Below are 18,445 nucleotides of genomic sequence, written 5' to 3'. Positions count from 1 at the left end.
CCTGCAAAACCCCCACACTGCTCCCCATTCGAACGAGGTCGGCAGCAGGGCAACTAAGCTCTGGTTCAACCTCAGTCACTCAGCAGGAGCAGCCCCATGAGCATTCCATCTTTCGGCCTTGGCACCTACCGCCTCACCGGCCAGGCCGTCATCGACTCGGTCAAGTCCGCCCTGGCGCTGGGCTACCGCGTCATCGACACCGCGCAGATCTACAAGAACGAAGCCGAGGTAGGCCAAGCCATTGCCGAAAGCGGCGTACCGCGTAGCGAACTGTTCATCACCACCAAGATCTGGGTCGACAACCATGGCGCTGACAAACTGGTCCCCAGCTTGCGCGAGAGCCTGGCCAAGCTGCGCACTGACCACGTCGACCTGCTGCTGATCCACTGGCCAGCCCCAGGCAAGGGCATCGAACTGGCCGAGTACATGACAGCTTTGGCCGAAGCCAAAAAACTCGGCCTGACCCGTCAGATCGGCGTGTCAAACTTCAACATCGAACTCACCCGCCAAGCCATCGAGGTGGTCGGCAAAGGCGAAATCGCCACCAACCAGGTCGAGCTCAGTCCCTACCTGCAAAACGCCAAACTGGCTGCCTACCTCAAGGATCAGGGCATCACCGTCACCTCGTACATGACCCTGGCCTACGGCAAAGTGCTGAAGGACCCGGTGCTGGTCGAGATCGCCGCCAAGCACAAGGCCACGGTCGCCCAGGTGGCCCTGGCCTGGGCCATGCAGCTGGGTTACGCAGTGATCCCCTCCTCCACCAAGCGCGAAAACCTGGCCAGCAACCTGCTCGCCTGCAGCCTGAGACTGGATGCCGACGACATGGCGCGCATCGCCTCGCTCGAGCGCAATGGCCGTGAAGTCAGCCCGGATGGCCTGGCGCCCGCCTGGGACTGATTACCCACTGCATGTCGATACCGGCTTGTTCGTGGCCGGTATCACTGCTCATTGACCTTTGAACCGGAGCTCCTGATGAGCACGCTTTCCCCAAAACGGGTTCTGTTTGCCCTGGCTATCGGCGCCTTCGGCATCGGCACCACCGAATTCACACCGATGGGTCTGCTGCCGGTGATCGCACAAGGCGTCGATGTCAGCATCCCCAGCGCGGGCATGCTGATCACCGCCTATGCCATCGGCGTAATGGTCGGCGCACCGATCATGACCCTGCTATTCAGCCGCTTTGGCAAACGCGCCGCACTGATGGCGCTGATGGCCATCTTTACCCTCGGCAACCTGCTCTCGGCACTCTCGCCGGACTACTACACATTGCTCGCCTCGCGGCTGGTCACCAGCCTCAACCACGGTGCCTTCTTCGGCCTGGGCGCAGTGGTCGCAGCCAGCGTGGTCCCCAAGGACAAACAAGCCAGTGCCGTGGCAACGATGTTCATGGGCCTGACCATCGCCAATATCGGCGGCGTACCTGCGGCGACCTGGGTCGGCCAGCAGGTCGGCTGGCGCATGGCCTTTGCCGGTACTGCGGCACTCGGGCTGCTGGCCATGGCCGCCCTGTGGTACGCGCTGCCCAAAGGTGAGCGTGGCAGCGTGCCCCACGTGCGCAAAGAGCTGGCGGTCATCGCCCGCCCCAACGTGCTGCTGGCGATGGCTACCACCGTGCTTGGCGCCGGCGCCATGTTCACCCTGTACACCTACGTAGCACCGGTACTGGCTGAACTGACCGGCGCTTCAGACAGCTTCATCACCCTCGGCCTGGTGCTGATCGGTGTCGGTTTCACCCTGGGCAACAGCCTGGGTGGGCGCCTGGCCGACTGGTCGCTGGACGGCGCTGCGCGCATCTTCCTCGGTACACTGGCGCTGATCATGTTGCTGATGCCGCTGGTACTGGGCAGCCACATTGGTGCGGCCATCGCGCTGCTGGTCTGGGGCGTGTTCACCTTCGCCGTAGTGCCGCCCTTGCAGATGCGCGTCATGACTGCCGCCATCGAGGCACCAGGGCTTGCATCGTCGATCAATGTCGGCGCATTCAACCTTGGCAATGCCGTTGGCGCGGCACTGGGTGGCACGGTAATCAGCCTGGACTTGGGCTATGCCGCAGTGCCCATGGCCGGCGGCGTGCTGGCGGCGACGGCCCTGGTGCTGGTATGGCTGGGCGGGCGCGGCAAGGCTGTCGACAAGGCCTTGGGCGCCGCGGTTTAGGCACTGGCGTAAGCGCTGCACTCTTGCAACGGGCGCAATTATGAAGTGCCCGTTGCAGCCATTCCCCCCAATGCCGCTGCAGCAGTACTCTCCTCTACGCTAACCACCGCCAAGGAGTCCCCCATGTCCCGCCCTCCATTGCCTCCCTTTACCCGCGAAAGCGCCATCGAAAAAGTCCGCCTGGCCGAGGATGGCTGGAACAGCCGTGACGCGGCCAAGGTATCGCTGGCATACACACCCGATACCGTATGGCGTAACCGTGTCGAGTTCCCCCGGGGGCGTGCCGAGGTTCACGCCTTTCTGACCCGCAAGTGGAACCATGAACTGGAGTACCGACTGATCAAGGAGCTGTGGGCATTCACCGACAACCGCATTGCGGTGCGCTATGCCTACGAGTACCACGACGACAGCGGCCAGTGGTTCCGCGCCTATGGCAACGAAAACTGGGAGTTCGCCGCCGATGGTTTGATGCACAATCGCCACTCGAGCATCAACGAGCACCCTATTGCCGAAGCGGACCGCAAGTTCCGCTGGCCTTTGGGTCGTCGCCCGGACGACCATCCCGGCCTCAGCGAACTGGGGCTCTGACCCCGGGAAGGCCCAAGCGGCCGGTAGCCTGAGTGTGGCCTGAAGGCCAGACAAAAAACGCAGGCACCGGCCAGATCGCGCAGGCTTTTACGTTCCACCCTGGTATGTAACATTCAGTTTCATGTTGCCCGCGGAGAGTAGCCACACCACGTACTCCTCAGAGGCCTCTGCCGTGCTGCAACGTCTGTTCTGCTCCCTGTCCCTGCTCACACTCGCAATCTCCGCCGCCCACGCCGCCGATGCGCTCGATACGCCGCACCTGGCTGGCATTGACAATTTCCGCGACATCGCCGGCACCACATCGGCCTACGGCACAAGCCACGACGGGGTGATGCGCACCGGTGTGTTCTATCGTACCAATGCCCTGACCCCGACTGCCGCCGACCTTGCCGTGCTCAACGGCCTTGGCATAAGCGATGTATACGACCTGCGCACCGCAAGCGAAATCGCCGCCACGCCCGATACCCTGCCCGCCGGCGCCAGCTATACCAACATCGACATCATCGGCAGCACCACCTCGGGCTCGAACATCACCGACATCTCGTTCACCAGCGCTGCCCAGGCACGCGCCATGATGCAGGAGACCAACCGCGCCTTCGTCAGCGATGCCGGCATGCGTGGGCAATTCTCGGTGCTGTTCAACGAACTGGCCAGTGCCGACGGCGCCGCATTGTTCCACTGCACCGCCGGCAAGGACCGTACGGGCTGGACCGCCGCCGTGTTACTGAGCATCGCCGGTGTAGACGACGCGACAATCATGAACAACTACCTGGCCACCAATGAGTACACCGCCGCCCGTGTGGCCGCCACATTGGCAGCCATGCCGGCCAGCATGGCCGAAGTCTACGCCCCACTGCTGGGCGTAGAGGCCAGTTACCTGCAGGCCGGCCTGGATGAAGTTACGGCCGCATATGGCAGCATGGACAACTACCTCAAGCAAGGCCTGGGGCTTACCCAGGAAACGATCTATGTGCTGCGCGGCAAAATGGTGCGTTACGGCACGCTACCCGGTGAAGCTGGCCTGGTCGGTAACGCCGCAGCAGGCGCGCAACTGCTGCGCCAACTGCAGGACACGTCGCTGTCAGGCACCTACAGCGCCTACAACTACTACCTGCAGTCGGCCATCGATGCCGGCACGCTGGGCGGCGTGGAGTCCACTGTGGGTGGCCAGGTTCATGCCGATGCCGCCAGCTACCTGCTGCGCCTGGGCGTCATGATCGACAGCGCCGCAGCACCTTTCGCCGACGGTACCGACCTGAAGGTTGGCCAGTCGCGCCTGTGGAGCAGCACCCTGGCCGGTTATCTGGGCACCGACGGCTCGTCCAGTGTCGCCAGCAGCAACGAACACAGCCAAGGCCTGATGATCGGCATGACACAGCGTTTCTCCGAGCAGCTCAGCGCCCACGCAGGTTTCGGCTACAGCAGCGGTAACGTTGGCGGCGCAGGCGGCGAGGTTGACACGGACCTGACGTTCCTGAGCCTGGGCGCCCGTTTCGCTCCGGGCGGCCTGGAACAAGGCCTGTTCATCGACACAGATGCCAGCGCCGGCTACCTCGACTATTCCAGCAGGCGTGATCTGACAGGTGGCCTGGGTACGGCCAAGGGCGACAGCCACGGTACCCTGGCCGGTGCCAGCCTGGCCATGGGCTATCGCCTGAACACAAACCGCGTGGTGCTGGAACCGAGCCTGGGTGTACGCATAAGTCGCGTGGACGTGGCCGGGTTTACCGAAAAAGGCAGCGAACTGGCGCTAGAGGTGGACAACCTGCAGCAGACGCGCCGTAGCGCGACCGCCAATCTCAAGGCGTCTTTCGTGCCGTTTGCCATGGGCCGTTGGCAACTGGTACCCAGCGTGCAAGTGGGCTATGAGCATGCACTGGGCGACCACGAGGTGGAAAGCGAGGGCCACTTGCTGGGGCTGGACATCGAACAGCGAGCCGCCTTCGACGATCGTGACCAGTTCAACGCTGGCGTGAGCCTGATGGCCAACCTTGGCGCGCTGAGTGTTGGCGCCGATCTGTCAGCATTGGGCGGTGGTGACAGCCACGGGGCTAGTGGCAGCCTCAAGGCCAGATACGCGTTCTGACAGTTACCGACGCTGCTGTGCGGGCCCCATTGCTGCATTTTGCTCCCGCCTATGCTTCACAGCACTGACGGCTTTGCAGCATGCTTTTCAACCACAGCGGCACCGCCCCGATCCTTGATGACAAGTGCCAAGGCCCCCTCCATATTGAGCCGTGCATACACCTCTGCCTCGCTGCCTGCTGCCAACGCGTGCTCGGCGGGTGTGAGCGCAGAGGTCAGATCAATACCCCGGCGTTGCGCTTCATCTCGGGCCGCCAGCGGCAAGGCGCTTCTGCGCAACAGTGCCCGTATCTGCCTGGGCTCCAGCGCAGGATCTACCGCCAGCATGGCGGCCACCGTACCGGTCACCAACGCAGCGGCATAGGAAGTACCACAGGCCCCCCTGCCTTCTGTACGGCTGCGGCTCGTAGGGCGTTGGGGGCATGCGGCGGCGGTGATATCGACGCGCTGCCCGATATTGGAGGAATCACGCATAGTCACGAAGCGCGGTTCACGTATGTTTGCATCCTGCCTGGTACGTTGGTGCGCGCCGACAACCAGCAGCTGTTGCGATTGCAAACCTGCTGGCAAATGCTCATCGGTGGTAGAAAAACTGTTACCGGAAGAGTTGACGACCACAACATTGGGGTGGTTGCGTTCGAGCCACCTGAAGAATCGCGTCAACAACTGCTCATAGCCTTTGAAGGCCAAGTCAGACCGCACATTGGTTTCGACACGCTCACCTCGCAGATTGGTCGTACCCATGCGGTGGATGCCCCAACTCCAATTGAGCACGTGCGCGCCATCCTCCACCATGTTGACCGATGCCGCTACACGACCTGTCACGCCGGCGAGTGAGCCGCGGTCCACAATGATTTTGAAGCGTCCACCTGCGTCCCCCAACTGGCTCAGAAAGCCCAGATGGTCGACTGGCTGCCGGCCTGCTGCCAGCAGCCCAGTGACCAATGTTCCATGCCTTGCTTGTGGGCTGTGCCGCGCATAAAGGCAAGTCTGCTCCATGCTGCATGGCCTGAGGTAGCTTACGAAGTCGGGGGTATCGAAATTGACTGCCTTCTCCACCACCCCTATTACCACGGCACCCGGATTCGGGTTTGAAGACGCGCTAGCAACGTACTGCCGATACAAGTCGACAGCCGGGAAGAACCGGTTGGCGACCCAACCGTCCTCATCTGCAGGTTCCACCACCCGATCGGGGTCTCGTGGCACTTCAGGGTTGTCATCCTCCACGACCACACCGACAATCACAGGGTCGGTCTTCAATGCAGCCACCAGGGCATCCCGTGCGGCCAGATCACTGACGGGTAGGCGCACCTGGAAGACGTTTAACGGCGCAATCGCACCGACGATTTCCACGCCGTACTGGCGGGCCATCCGCTGCGCTTGTGCCGCGCCGTCGACCCCTTCATGAAAGATCAGGCTGACCAGATCCAGAGCTGTCACCACGCGGTCAGAGAGCCGGACTTGATGCTCGCGGCTCACGGACTGCACGCGGCTTGGCCGCAAGGTAAGCCAGACAGCATTGCTGCTACGCCGTCCTTGAGACACCCAAACCGGACCACTGACCTTTTGCCCCTGCGCGAGGTTAAAACGCAGCGTCGCCCCTTGCCGACTGACTGCGCTGGTGGGCAGGACACTGCCATTGAACACGACCCTGACAGGGTGTCCCTTCATGCCGCTGACCTGCATGCACCATGTTTGCGGCTCGCCGCCGGACCAGCTTTCGCAAGGTGCCAGGCTTTCAATGTGTAACGCGCTTGCAGGCTCGGCAGCCATGAACCACGGTATGACCAACAACGCAAACAGACGCTTCTTGAACGTGCCCATATCCATGTTCCCGTTTCGCCAACATCAGCCACTAGTTGCGCAGGCTTTGAGCCCGTCCGTGCTGACGCATTGACAATGAAACAAGACCCTAAAGGCTGAGCTTCAATGTGCCTACTGGCAAAAATGCCAGGTCATTCAATAGCGATAATGTCGAACAGCTACTGCCAAAAATGACAGTTTTCCGCTTCTGACCCTTCTATTACGCTTCTCCGCGCAGTACTTCCCACCACAAAAGGACAGCGCTCATGGAAAAGCCAGCAATCATCACGTTAGTTGCCGGACTCTTTATTGCAGTACCCCACGCGCCGGCCGCCGAACTGCCTGGACGTATTGAAGCCGTCGAACACCACACCGCACTGTGCCATGCAACTGACACCGCCGTAGACTGCGATGTATCAGCGGTGGTCAAAACCGATGGAAAACTGGTTTTCGCCAACGATAAAGGCTTGCCAGCCATTGGTGATCCGGCCATTTTCACATTTGATTTTGTCGGGGGAACTATCAGTGGTAATCCCGAAGTTCTCAAAGGTAGTGTGCTGGAAAAAGCAGATAAATACGAAGCCATGACCACGACGCTGGATGGCCAATACATTATCGCCAGCACCGCCTTCAATAAGGTCGGCACCGAGCAGGATCCAAGTAAAGACGCACTCAACACCCTTGTTTACTGGCCGGTAAATGACCCGAATACCGCAAAAGTCCTGGCGCAATCGACACGAGGCGGGATCAAAAGCTCGATCATGTTGCGTAAACAGATTGGTGAAGTCATAGGGTCCCCCTACTTTCAAGTCGAAGGCATCACCATGGCCCCAAGCGAACCGGGGCGGGAGAAAGATACAGACGGCCAGTTGATCGTCGGCATCAGCAAGCATGGGAATAGCAGTGCGACTTCTAACCCTGCTTTTCTGCTCATCTCGGCGCATGTGAAGTTCAACGATGCACGGATGGAGCTCGTGGACGGGTTCAAATCGATTCAGAACTTCAACCTGGAAGCGCAAGGGCACCCACTTGCGCTAACTGGCATCGAATATGACCGTTTCAATAAAGACCGACTGTATGCGGTCACCAGCTTTGAAACGCCATCCGCAGAGGGTGCGGGCAACAATGGTATCGAAACGGGCGGGGTTCTTTGGGCAATACCTTTCACGGCAGGTAAACCGGGCACCCCACAGCTGGTGAACCAAAAGGATGGCAGCCCCCTGATGTTCAGCAACCAGCCCGGCGGCGTAGAAGTGCTGGGAGCCAAACAAGTTCTGGTGGTTCACGACGATGACCGCGTTGAGGTGAAAACCTCCGAAGCAGGTATCAAGCGAGGTAAAAACGAATTTGCCTACAGCAAGATCACGTTCCCCTAAGCGCATCCATGGCATCCAACACATTATCTGATTCGCAGGTAGGCCCCTTACCGCAGGTCATGCGTCATGCCTACGCCTGACCTGCGCCGGGCGCAACCCAAACGCCTCTTGAAAATACTGGGCAAACCGCCCGGCATTGGTGAAACCGAAACGTAACGCCACCTGTTCCACCGAAGCACCCTGCTCGCTTGCCAGCACCTGACGCGCCTGCTCCAGCCGCACCTGCCGCTGATACCCGACTATCGAAGTGCCCGCAAACCGGCGAAAGCCCTCCTGTAACGCCCGCACGCTGACATTGGCCAAGCCCGCCAACTCACTGCTACTGCTCAGGCTGGCGGGATGCTCACGGATATAGGCCATGGCCAGTTTCACATGGCGCGGTGCAAGCAAGGGGGCTGGCCTGTGCAGCGCTTCGCGGTAATTGTGCGGCCAGGTTTCCAGCAACGCGTCGACCAGCATTTCCTGCAACCGCAGCGGCATCAACAGGCCCGTATTGATCAATTGATCGAACTCAGTGCCCGTGGCCAGCTCGAGCAAGGCACGGATGCCCTGGAAACCTGGCGCGTTGAGGTCCACTACCGGCGCAAAACGAATGGGGGCCACCAAGGGCCGCTCCAGCAGTGCCGACAGGCGCTCGGCGAATACGCCCCGGCGAATCGACATGCCACACTGGGCATGACCATCGGCAATGCGTACCGAGCGTATCTCGAGCTTGTCGACAGCCAGCCCGACCTGCGCGCCGCCGATCGACTCGCCGCGATGGTCGAAGATGATCTTGCCCGCAGTAGGTAGCACAAAAGTGATCTCGTCCTGCGGGGTGGGCAGGACGATGCGAAAGTCGCCGTGGTAGTGCAGGCGCCTTACGCTCATGCTCTCGAAGCGGCCATATACACCGCCGATGGAAATACACTCGCCCAGTGGCGCCATGTCGGCATACAGGTTGCCGTAGAGCTGCGTGAACAAGGCGCCGAAATCGTCGCTGTGCATGTCGGCGCTACGGAGCAAGAAGGGCTTGCGAGGCGTGGCGGGGTGCACCTGATGGCTCTCCTTTTGCTGCGGGGGGACCGGCACGCTAGCAGTCATTCATTACTCAGGTATGACGCCCGCTTTCGCCACACCGACGCCCCCGAACATCCCCCGGCAATCCCCAGGATCCGGACTATGCTTGAACCAGCCCGGTAGCGAGGATCAACCCAGCCACCGGCTATGGACAATTGCATCGGTGTCGCCGCTTTCCATTCATATGCACGGGCAAGCCACAGCCCCGACCTCTTCACCCGCCACTGCCCCGTGTGCACATCAGGGGGCACTCGAAAAACATTGACCCAGAGCGGTGCAGGCAGTGTCAAACACTGATAGAACGAGGCCAGAGCGCAATTGCAAGAGGGGGGCAACAGCCCATGAACTTAACAAGGCTCAATCTCATTAACTCTTATCGGCTCCAGCCAAACGCTATTAATTATCATTACTAAAATTACAATCTGTTACCACCCACAAGAAACATAATTGACAAAACCAGGCCCAATCCCCGAATTTCAGGGCTTTCAGCCAGTTACGAGCGTGTTTTGTTCTTAATCCTACGAATAAATTTGCGACAGAAATTTTACTTGCACCGGGTTTACCCATAAAATCAGCGCGATTGATTCAGCTGCGACATTTGGTCACTGCACCTGCGACACCACGTCGCCGCTCTACTTATTTCAGACTGCAGAGCTGGGTCTCTGTATAAGGATCTCTAGCATGTCCGATTCGGCAGGACTCATCGCCCACAACTGGGGCTTTGCCATCTTCCTCCTGGGTGTCGTCGGCCTGTGCGCCTTCATGCTCGGCCTGTCCAGCCTGCTCGGTAGCAAGGCCTGGGGCCGCGCCAAGAACGAACCCTTCGAATCCGGCATGCTGCCCGTCGGCAGCGCCCGCCTGCGCCTTTCCGCCAAATTCTATCTGGTCGCGATGCTGTTCGTGATCTTCGATATCGAAGCCCTCTTTCTCTTTGCATGGTCTGTGTCCGTCCGCGAAAGCGGCTGGACCGGATTCGTCGAAGCGCTCGTTTTCATAGCAATTCTGTTGGCAGGTCTTGTCTACCTTTGGCGCGTCGGGGCACTTGATTGGGCTCCCGAAGGTCGTCGCAAGCGGCAAGCGAAGCTGAAACAATGAGGCTTTGGCAATGCAATACAATCTCACCAGAATCGATCCGGATGCGCCCAACGAGCAGTACCCGGTCGGCGAACGGGAAACCGTTACCGATCAACTGCTAGAGGACCAGGTCCACAAGAACATCTACATGGGGAAACTCGAAGATGTGCTGCGTGGTGCGGTCAACTGGGGGCGCAAGAACTCCCTCTGGCCGTACAACTTCGGCCTGTCCTGCTGCTACGTGGAAATGACCACGGCCTTCACGGCGCCCCACGACATCGCCCGCTTCGGCGCCGAAGTCATCCGGGCCTCGCCGCGTCAGGCCGACTTCATGGTCATCGCCGGTACCTGCTTCATCAAGATGGCGCCGATCATCCAGCGTCTGTATGAGCAGATGCTCGAACCCAAATGGGTCATTTCCATGGGCTCGTGCGCCAACTCCGGTGGCATGTACGACATCTACTCGGTCGTTCAGGGGGTCGACAAGTTCCTCCCCGTGGACGTCTATGTGCCTGGCTGCCCGCCACGCCCTGAAGCTTTCCTGCAAGGCTTGATGCTGTTGCAGGAGTCGATCGGCCAAGAACGACGCCCGCTTTCCTGGGTTGTTGGTGATCAAGGTATTTACCGTGCCGAGATGCCAGCCCAGAAAGACCTGCGTCGCGAGCAGCGCATTGCAGTAACCAACCTGCGCAGCCCCGACGAAGTCTGATCCAGCGACCTGCCGCCCGCTCCCCAAGGAGCCGGCGGCCTGGCTTCATTCTTAACGTTGACCCAAAGCGACCGAGACCATGACAGCGGACAACGCTATTTTCATTCCGCCTTACAAGGCTGACGACCAGGATGTGGTCGTCGAACTGCACAACCGTTTTGGCGCCGAAGCATTCGTCGCCCAGGAAACCCGCACCGGCATGCCCGTGCTGTGGGTCAAGCGCGCCCAGCTCAAAGAGGTGCTCAGCTTCCTGCGCGGTGTTTCCAAGCCTTACAGCATGCTGTACGACCTGCACGGTGTCGATGAACGCCTGCGCACCCAGCGCCGCGGCCTGCCTGCCGCCGATTTCAGTGTGTTCTACCACCTGCTGTCGGTCGAGCGTAACAGCGACGTGATGATCAAGGTGTCGCTCAGCGAAGGCGACCTGAACCTGCCGACCGTGACCGGCATCTGGCCAAACGCCAACTGGTACGAGCGCGAAGTCTGGGACATGTTCGGCATCGACTTTGCCGGCCACCCGCATCTGAGCCGCATCATGATGCCGCCGACCTGGGAAGGCCATCCGCTGCGCAAGGACTACCCGGCCCGCGCCACCGAGTTCGATCCCTACAGCCTGACACTGGCCAAGCAGCAGCTTGAAGAGGAATCGGCACGCTTCAACCCGGAAGCCTGGGGCATGAAGCGTCAGGGTGCCAATGAGGACTACATGTTCCTCAACCTGGGCCCCAACCACCCGTCTGCCCACGGTGCGTTCCGTATCGTCCTGCAGCTGGACGGCGAAGAGATCGTCGACTGCGTACCGGACATCGGCTACCACCACCGTGGTGCCGAGAAGATGGCCGAGCGCCAGTCCTGGCACAGCTTCATCCCCTACACCGACCGTATCGACTACCTTGGCGGGGTGATGAACAACCTGCCGTATGTCCTGGCGGTAGAAAAGCTGGCCGGTATTCAGGTGCCGCAGAAGGTCGACGTGATTCGCATCATGCTCGCCGAGTTCTTCCGCATTACCAGCCACCTGCTGTTCCTGGGTACTTACATCCAGGACGTGGGCGCCATGACTCCGGTGTTCTTCACCTTCACCGACCGCCAGCGCGCCTACACCGTGATCGAAGCGATCACCGGTTTCCGCCTGCATCCGGCCTGGTACCGCATCGGCGGCGTCGCCCACGACCTGCCTCGTGGCTGGGAAAAGTTGGTCAAGGACTTCGTCGAGTGGCTGCCCAAGCGCCTGGACGAATACACCAAGGCCGCCCTGCAGAACAGCATCCTCAAGGGCCGTACCATCGGCGTGGCTGCATACAACACCAAAGAAGCGCTGGAATGGGGCACCACCGGTGCCGGCCTGCGTGCCACCGGCTGCGACTTCGACCTGCGCAAAGCGCGCCCCTACTCCGGCTACGAGAACTTCGAGTTCGAAGTCCCGCTGGCCCACAACGGTGATGCCTACGATCGCTGCATGGTGCGTGTCGAGGAGATGCGCCAGAGTATCCGCATCATCGACCAGTGCCTGCGCAACATGCCGGAAGGCCCGTACAAGGCGGACCACCCGCTGACCACGCCGCCGCCGAAAGAGCGCACCCTGCAGCACATCGAAACCTTGATCACGCACTTCCTGCAAGTCTCGTGGGGCCCGGTCATGCCGGCCAACGAGTCGTTCCAGATGATCGAAGCGACCAAGGGCATCAACAGTTACTACCTGACGAGCGATGGCGGCACCATGAGCTACCGCACCCGGATCCGCACCCCGAGCTACCCGCACCTGCAGCAGATCCCTTCGGTGATCAAAGGCAGCATGGTCGCCGACCTCATTGCGTACCTGGGCAGTATCGACTTCGTTATGGCTGACGTGGACCGCTAAGCATGAACAGCACGCTTATCCAGACAGACCGTTTCGCCCTGAGCGAAACCGAGCGCTCGGCCATCGAGCACGAGATGCACCACTACGAGGACCCGCGCGCGGCGTCCATCGAAGCCTTGAAGATCGTTCAGAAGGAACGCGGCTGGGTGCCGGACGGCGCCATCTACGCCATCGGCGAAGTACTGGGCATCCCTGCCAGCGACGTCGAGGGCGTGGCCACCTTCTACAGCCAGATTTTCCGCCAGCCTGTCGGCCGCCACATCATTCGTGTGTGCGACAGCATGGTCTGCTACATCGGCGGCCACGAGTCGGTGGTCAGCCAGATCCAGAGCGAACTGGGCATCGGCCTGGGCCAGACCACTGCGGACGGGCGTTTCACCCTGCTGCCGGTATGCTGCCTGGGCAACTGCGACAAGGCCCCGGCGCTGATGATCGATGACGATACCTTTGGCGACGTGCAGCCTGCTGGCGTTTCCAAGCTGCTGGAGGGTTACGTATGACCATCACTTCCTTCGGCCCGGCCAACCGCATCGCGCGTTCGGCCGAAACTCACCCGCTGACCTGGCGCCTGCGTGACGACGGCGAGCCGGTGTGGCTCGACGAGTACCAGGCCAAGAACGGCTACGCTGCCGCCCGCAAGGCACTGGCAGAAATGTCCGCCGACGACATCGTGCAGAGCGTCAAGGACTCCGGCCTCAAGGGCCGTGGCGGCGCGGGCTTCCCCACTGGCGTGAAGTGGGGCCTGATGCCCAAAGACGAATCCATGAACATCCGCTACCTGCTGTGCAACGCGGACGAAATGGAGCCCAACACCTGGAAGGACCGCATGCTGATGGAGCAACAGCCCCATCTGCTGGTCGAGGGCATGCTGATCAGCGCCCGCGCCCTGAAGGCCTACCGCGGCTACATCTTCCTGCGTGGCGAGTACACCACTGCGGCGAAAAACCTCAACCGCGCCATCGATGAAGCCAAGGCTGCCGGCCTGCTGGGCAAGAACATCCTCGGCTCGGGCTTCGACTTCGAACTGTTCGTGCACACCGGTGCCGGGCGCTACATCTGCGGTGAAGAAACCGCACTGATCAACTCGCTGGAAGGCCGCCGCGCCAACCCGCGCTCCAAGCCGCCCTTCCCTGCCGCCGTGGGTGTGTGGGGCAAGCCGACGTGCGTAAACAACGTCGAGACCCTGTGCAACGTGCCGGCCATCGTCGCCAATGGCAACGACTGGTACAAGTCGCTGGCCCGCGAAGGCAGCGAGGACCACGGCACCAAGCTGATGGGCTTCTCCGGCAAGGTCAAGAACCCGGGGCTGTGGGAGCTGCCGTTCGGCGTGACCGCCCGTGAGCTGTTCGAAGACTACGCCGGCGGCATGCGCGACGGCTTCAAGCTCAAGTGCTGGCAGCCAGGTGGCGCCGGTACCGGTTTCCTGCTGCCCGAGCACCTCGACGCGCAGATGTACGCCGGCGGCATCGCCAAGGTCGGTACCCGCATGGGTACGGGCCTTGCCATGGCGGTCGACGACAGCGTCAACATGGTTTCGCTGCTACGCAACATGGAAGAGTTCTTCGCCCGCGAATCGTGCGGCTGGTGCACGCCCTGCCGGGACGGCCTGCCGTGGAGCGTGAAAATGTTGCGTTCCCTGGAAAATGGCCAGGGCCGTGCCGAAGACATCGAGACCCTGCTGGGTCTGGTCAACTTCCTCGGCCCAGGCCGTACCTTCTGCGCTCACGCACCCGGTGCCGTCGAGCCGCTGGGCAGTGCCATCAAGTACTTCCGCTCGGAGTTCGAGGCCGGTGTAGCGCCTGAAAGCGCTGGCACCCTGCGCCCGAACCTGGCGAAGCCAATCCAGGCCGGGCCGATTGTAGTCGGCGCATAAAAAGATAGAACGCGGGTGGTCCGTGCCATCCGCCAGCCTGCAGGCCGGCCCGAACGATTCGCGGCGGGCCGCAGGCTTACAGATTTCCATTAGCCACGCCCGCTCACGCGGGCCAACGAAGAACTTTGAACAATGGCCACTATCCACGTAGACGGCAAAGCGCTCGAAGTCAACGGTGCAGACAACCTGTTACAGGCGTGTCTGTCGCTCGGCCTCGACATCCCCTATTTCTGCTGGCACCCGGCGCTTGGAAGCGTTGGCGCCTGTCGGCAGTGTGCGGTCAAGCAGTACACCGACGAGAACGACACCCGTGGTCGTATCGTCATGTCCTGCATGACCCCTGCCTCCGACGGCACCTGGATTTCCATCGACGATGACGAATCCAAGGCGTTTCGCGCCAGCGTCGTCGAATGGCTGATGACCAACCACCCGCACGACTGCCCGGTGTGCGAGGAAGGCGGCCACTGCCACCTGCAGGACATGACGGTAATGACCGGCCACAACGAGCGCCGCTACCGTTTCACCAAGCGTACCCACCAGAACCAGGACCTCGGCCCGTTCATCGCTCACGAGATGAACCGCTGCATCGCCTGCTATCGCTGCGTGCGCTACTACAAGGACTACGCAGGCGGTACCGACCTGGGTGTCTATGGCGCCCACGACAACGTGTACTTCGGCCGCGTTGAAGACGGCGTGCTGGAAAGCGAGTTCTCCGGCAACCTGACCGAGGTCTGCCCGACCGGCGTGTTCACCGACAAGACCCACTCCGAGCGCTACAACCGCAAGTGGGACATGCAGTTCGCCCCGAGCATCTGCCACGGCTGCTCCAGCGGCTGTAACATCAGCCCGGGCGAGCGCTACGGCGAGCTGCGCCGGATCGAAAACCGTTTCAACGGCTCGGTCAACCAGTACTTCCTGTGCGACCGTGGCCGCTTCGGTTATGGCTACGTAAACCGCACCGACCGCCCACGCCAGCCACGCCTGGCCGATGGCACCAAGCTGGGCCTGGACGCTGCCCTGGACAAGGCCGCCGACCTGCTGCGCGGCCGCACCATCGTCGGTATCGGCTCGCCCCGCGCCAGCTTGGAAAGCAACTACGGCCTGCGCGAGCTGGTCGGTGCCGACTACTTTTACTCGGGTATGGAAGCCGGTGAGCTGGCCCGCGTACGTCTGGCCCTGGACGTGCTGAACAACAGCCCGCTGCCGGTGCCGACCCTGCGCGACATCGAAGACCACGACGCAGTGTTCGTGCTCGGCGAAGACCTGACCCAGACCGCCGCCCGCGTTGCCCTGGCCGTGCGCCAGGCCACTAAAGGCAAGGCAGAAGCCATGGCCGAGGCCATGAAAGTGCAGCCTTGGCTCGACGCTGCAGTGAAGAACATCGGCCAGCACGCGCTGTACCCGCTGTTCATCGCCAGCCTGGCTGAAACCAAGCTGGACGACGTCGCCGAAGAATGCGTGCACGCCGCCCCCGCCGACCTTGCGCGCATCGGCTTCGCCGTGGCCCACGCCATCGACCCGAGCGCCCCGGCCGTTGCAGGTCTGGACGACGAAGCCCTGGCCCTGGCCAAGCGCATCGCCGACGCCCTGGTCGCCGCCAAGCGCCCGCTGGTGGTGGCCGGTACTTCGCTGGCCGACCCTGCGCTGATCGAAGCTGCCGCGAACATCGCCAAGGCCCTGAAGCTGCGCGAGAAAAACGGCTCGCTGAGCCTGGTCGTACCTGAGGCCAACAGCCTTGGCCTGGCCATGCTCGGTGGCGAGTCCGCCGATGCCGCGCTGGATGCGGTCATCAGCGGCAAAGCCGACGCCATCGTGGTGCTGGAAAACGACCTGTACACCCGCGTACCGGCCGCCAAGGTCGATGCCGCCCTGGCAGCTGCGAAGGTCGTCATCGTCGCCGACCATTCCAACACTGCCACCCTGGAGCGTGCCCATCTGGTGCTGCCGGCGGCCTCGTTCGCCGAAGGCGACGGTACCCTGGTCAGCCAGGAAGGCCGTGCCCAGCGCTTCTTCCAGGTGTTCGACCCGCAGTACCTGGACAGCAGCATCCTGGTTCACGAAGGCTGGCGCTGGATGCACGCCCTGCGTGCCACCCTGCTGAACAAGCCGGTCGACTGGACCCAGCTGGACCACGTCACCAGCGCCTGCGCCGAAGCTGCCCCGCAACTGGCCGGCATCGTCAACGCGGCACCTTCGGCGGCGTTCCGCATCAAGGGCATGAAGCTGGCCCGTGAGCCGCTGCGCTACTCCGGCCGTACCGCGATGCGCGCCAACATCAGCGTGCACGAGCCACGCACCCCGCAGGACAAGGACACCGCGTTCGCCTTCTCCATGGAAGGCTACTCGGGCTCCGCCGAACCGCGCCAGCAGGTGCCGTTCGCCTGGTCGCCGGGTTGGAACTCGCCGCAAGCCTGGAACAAGTTCCAGGACGAGGTCGGCGGCCACCTGCGTGCCGGTGACCCGGGCGTGCGCCTGATCGAATCGCAAGGCGACCGCCTGAACTGGTTCAACGCCATTCCGGGCGCCTTCAACCCGGCCCGTGGCACCTGGACCGCAGTACCGTTCTTCCACCTGTTCGGCAGCGAAGAAAGCTCCTCGCGCGCTGCACCGGTTCAAGAGCGCATCCCTGCCGCCTACGTGGCACTGGCCAAGTCCGAGGCCGACCGCCTGGGCGTCAACGAAGGGACTCTGCTGAGCCTGAACGTGGCCGGTGTGGCCCTGCGCCTGCCGCTGCGCATCAATGAAGAACTGGGCGCTGGCCTGGTCGCGCTGCCCAAAGGCCTGGCCGGCATCCCGCCGGCCATCTTCGGTGCATCCGTCGAAGGTCTGCAGGAGGCAGCACAATGAGCTGGTTCACCCCCGAAGTGATCGATGTGATCATCCAGGTCGTCAAGGCTATCGTGGTGCTGCTGGCCGTAGTGGTCTGCGGCGCACTGCTCAGCTTTGTCGAGCGCCGCCTGCTGGGCTGGTGGCAGGACCGTTACGGCCCGAACCGTGTCGGCCCGTTCGGCATGTTCCAGATCGCCGCCGACATGCTGAAGATGTTCTTCAAGGAAGACTGGAACCCGCCCTTCGTCGACAAGATGATTTTCACCTTGGCACCAGTCGTGGCCATGAGCGCGCTGCTGATCGGTTTCTCGATCATCCCGATCACACCGGGCTGGGGCGTTGCCGACCTGAACATCGGCCTGCTGTTCTTCTTTGCCATGGCCGGCCTGTCGGTCTACGCGGTGCTGTTCGCCGGCTGGTCGTCGAACAACAAGTACGCCCTGCTGGGCAGCTTGCGTGCGTCGGCACAGACCGTGTCGTACGAAGTGTTCCTGGGCCTGGCGCTGATGGGCGTGGTGGTGCAGGTGGGCTCGTTCAACATGCGTGACATCGTTGAATACCAGGCCCAGAACCTGTGGTTCATCATTCCGCAGTTCTTCGGCTTCTGCACCTTCTTCATCGCCGGCGTCGCCGTGACTCACCGTCACCCGTTCGACCAGCCGGAAGCGGAACAGGAACTGGCCGACGGCTACCACATCGAGTATGCCGGCATGAAATGGGGCATGTTCTTCGTCGGTGAGTACATCGGCATCATCCTCATCTCGGCGCTGCTGGTGACCCTGTTCTTCGGTGGCTGGCACGGCCCGTTCGGCATCCTGCCGCAAGTGCCGTTCCTGTGGTTCGCGCTGAAAACCGCGTTCTTCATCATGCTGTTCATCCTGCTGCGCGCTTCGATCCCGCGCCCACGCTATGACCAGGTGATGGACTTCAGCTGGAAGTTCTGCCTGCCGCTGACCCTGATCAATTTGCTGGTGACCGCTGCGATCGTGCTTTACAACACGCCAGCCGTCGCGGCCCAGTGAGGATTTGAC

14 protein-coding genes are annotated in these 18,445 nt (G+C 61.9%); 12 read left to right on the top strand and 2 right to left on the bottom strand.

The genetic code is table 11. The features are described from left to right. The first annotated feature begins 96 nt into the window (after window positions 1–96). From dkgB to JET17_RS09580, 4 genes are all read left to right on the top strand, one after another. The gene (gene dkgB, locus JET17_RS09595; protein WP_012313776.1) at window positions 97–900 is read left to right on the top strand and encodes a 2,5-didehydrogluconate reductase DkgB; all 804 of its coding nucleotides are present in this window, start codon (window positions 97–99) and stop codon (window positions 898–900) included. Between the two features lie 75 nt (window positions 901–975). Next, a complete protein-coding gene (locus JET17_RS09590; protein WP_012313775.1) occupies window positions 976–2,157 on the top strand; it encodes an MFS transporter in 1,182 nt (393 codons plus the stop codon). Window positions 2,158–2,280: 123 nt separating this feature from the next. Next, on the top strand, window positions 2,281–2,745 hold the full coding sequence (locus tag JET17_RS09585) for a DUF1348 family protein (protein ID WP_012313774.1): 465 nt from the start codon (window positions 2,281–2,283) through the stop codon (window positions 2,743–2,745). Window positions 2,746–2,917: 172 nt separating this feature from the next. Next, window positions 2,918–4,831: a tyrosine-protein phosphatase gene (locus JET17_RS09580; RefSeq protein WP_012313773.1), complete on the top strand. Its 1,914-nt coding sequence runs from the start codon at window positions 2,918–2,920 to the stop codon at window positions 4,829–4,831. Window positions 4,832–4,887: 56 nt separating this feature from the next. Here JET17_RS09580 and JET17_RS09575 read toward each other — a convergent pair whose 3' ends face one another. Beyond that, window positions 4,888–6,654 carry a S8/S53 family peptidase gene (locus JET17_RS09575; protein ID WP_012313772.1) on the bottom strand — a complete coding sequence of 589 codons (1,767 nt, stop codon included), beginning with the start codon at window positions 6,652–6,654 and terminating at the stop codon, window positions 4,888–4,890. A gap of 245 nt (window positions 6,655–6,899) precedes the next feature. Between JET17_RS09575 and JET17_RS09570 the strand changes: the two genes are divergently transcribed. Then, window positions 6,900–8,009 (top strand): hypothetical protein, encoded by a 1,110-nt coding sequence (locus JET17_RS09570; RefSeq protein WP_012313771.1) that lies wholly within the window; start codon window positions 6,900–6,902, stop codon window positions 8,007–8,009. A gap of 57 nt (window positions 8,010–8,066) precedes the next feature. Here JET17_RS09570 and JET17_RS09565 read toward each other — a convergent pair whose 3' ends face one another. Beyond that, on the bottom strand, window positions 8,067–9,092 hold the full coding sequence (locus JET17_RS09565) for a helix-turn-helix domain-containing protein (RefSeq protein ID WP_012313770.1): 1,026 nt from the start codon (window positions 9,090–9,092) through the stop codon (window positions 8,067–8,069). A gap of 657 nt (window positions 9,093–9,749) precedes the next feature. On the opposite strand from JET17_RS09565, the gene JET17_RS09560 reads away from it, so the two are divergent. The 7 genes from JET17_RS09560 (at window position 9,750) to nuoH (ending at window position 18,436) form a co-directional block, all read left to right on the top strand. Continuing rightward, window positions 9,750–10,163 (top strand): NADH-quinone oxidoreductase subunit A, encoded by a 414-nt coding sequence (locus tag JET17_RS09560; RefSeq protein ID WP_003251427.1) that lies wholly within the window; start codon window positions 9,750–9,752, stop codon window positions 10,161–10,163. Between the two features lie 10 nt (window positions 10,164–10,173). Then, window positions 10,174–10,851, top strand: a complete 678-nt coding sequence (locus tag JET17_RS09555) for a NuoB/complex I 20 kDa subunit family protein (RefSeq protein ID WP_012313769.1) — start codon at window positions 10,174–10,176, stop codon at window positions 10,849–10,851. 79 nt (window positions 10,852–10,930) lie between these two features. Beyond that, a complete protein-coding gene (nuoC, locus tag JET17_RS09550) occupies window positions 10,931–12,712 on the top strand; it encodes an NADH-quinone oxidoreductase subunit C/D (RefSeq protein WP_012313768.1) in 1,782 nt (593 codons plus the stop codon). A 2-nt stretch (window positions 12,713–12,714) separates the two neighbouring features. Next, complete coding sequence (gene nuoE, locus JET17_RS09545; protein WP_012313767.1) at window positions 12,715–13,212, top strand: NADH-quinone oxidoreductase subunit NuoE; 498 nt, start codon at window positions 12,715–12,717, stop codon at window positions 13,210–13,212. Next, window positions 13,209–14,585 carry an NADH-quinone oxidoreductase subunit NuoF gene (gene nuoF, locus JET17_RS09540; RefSeq protein ID WP_012313766.1) on the top strand — a complete coding sequence of 459 codons (1,377 nt, stop codon included), beginning with the start codon at window positions 13,209–13,211 and terminating at the stop codon, window positions 14,583–14,585. The genes nuoE and nuoF overlap by 4 nt, the downstream gene beginning before the upstream one ends. A 132-nt stretch (window positions 14,586–14,717) precedes the next feature. Next, entirely contained in the window at window positions 14,718–17,432 is a 2,715-nt protein-coding gene (gene nuoG / locus JET17_RS09535; protein WP_012313765.1) for an NADH-quinone oxidoreductase subunit NuoG, read from the top strand. Further along, window positions 17,429–18,436 carry an NADH-quinone oxidoreductase subunit NuoH gene (nuoH, locus tag JET17_RS09530; protein ID WP_012273297.1) on the top strand — a complete coding sequence of 336 codons (1,008 nt, stop codon included), beginning with the start codon at window positions 17,429–17,431 and terminating at the stop codon, window positions 18,434–18,436. The genes nuoG and nuoH overlap by 4 nt, the downstream gene beginning before the upstream one ends. The last annotated feature ends 9 nt before the right edge of the window (window positions 18,437–18,445 follow it).

The organism is Pseudomonas putida, from assembly GCF_016406145.1.
In the GTDB taxonomy this organism is placed as follows: domain Bacteria; phylum Pseudomonadota; class Gammaproteobacteria; order Pseudomonadales; family Pseudomonadaceae; genus Aquipseudomonas; species Aquipseudomonas putida_E.
The sequence above is the reverse complement of the archived record's forward strand: the minus strand, read 5'-3'. Positions and strand labels throughout refer to the sequence as shown.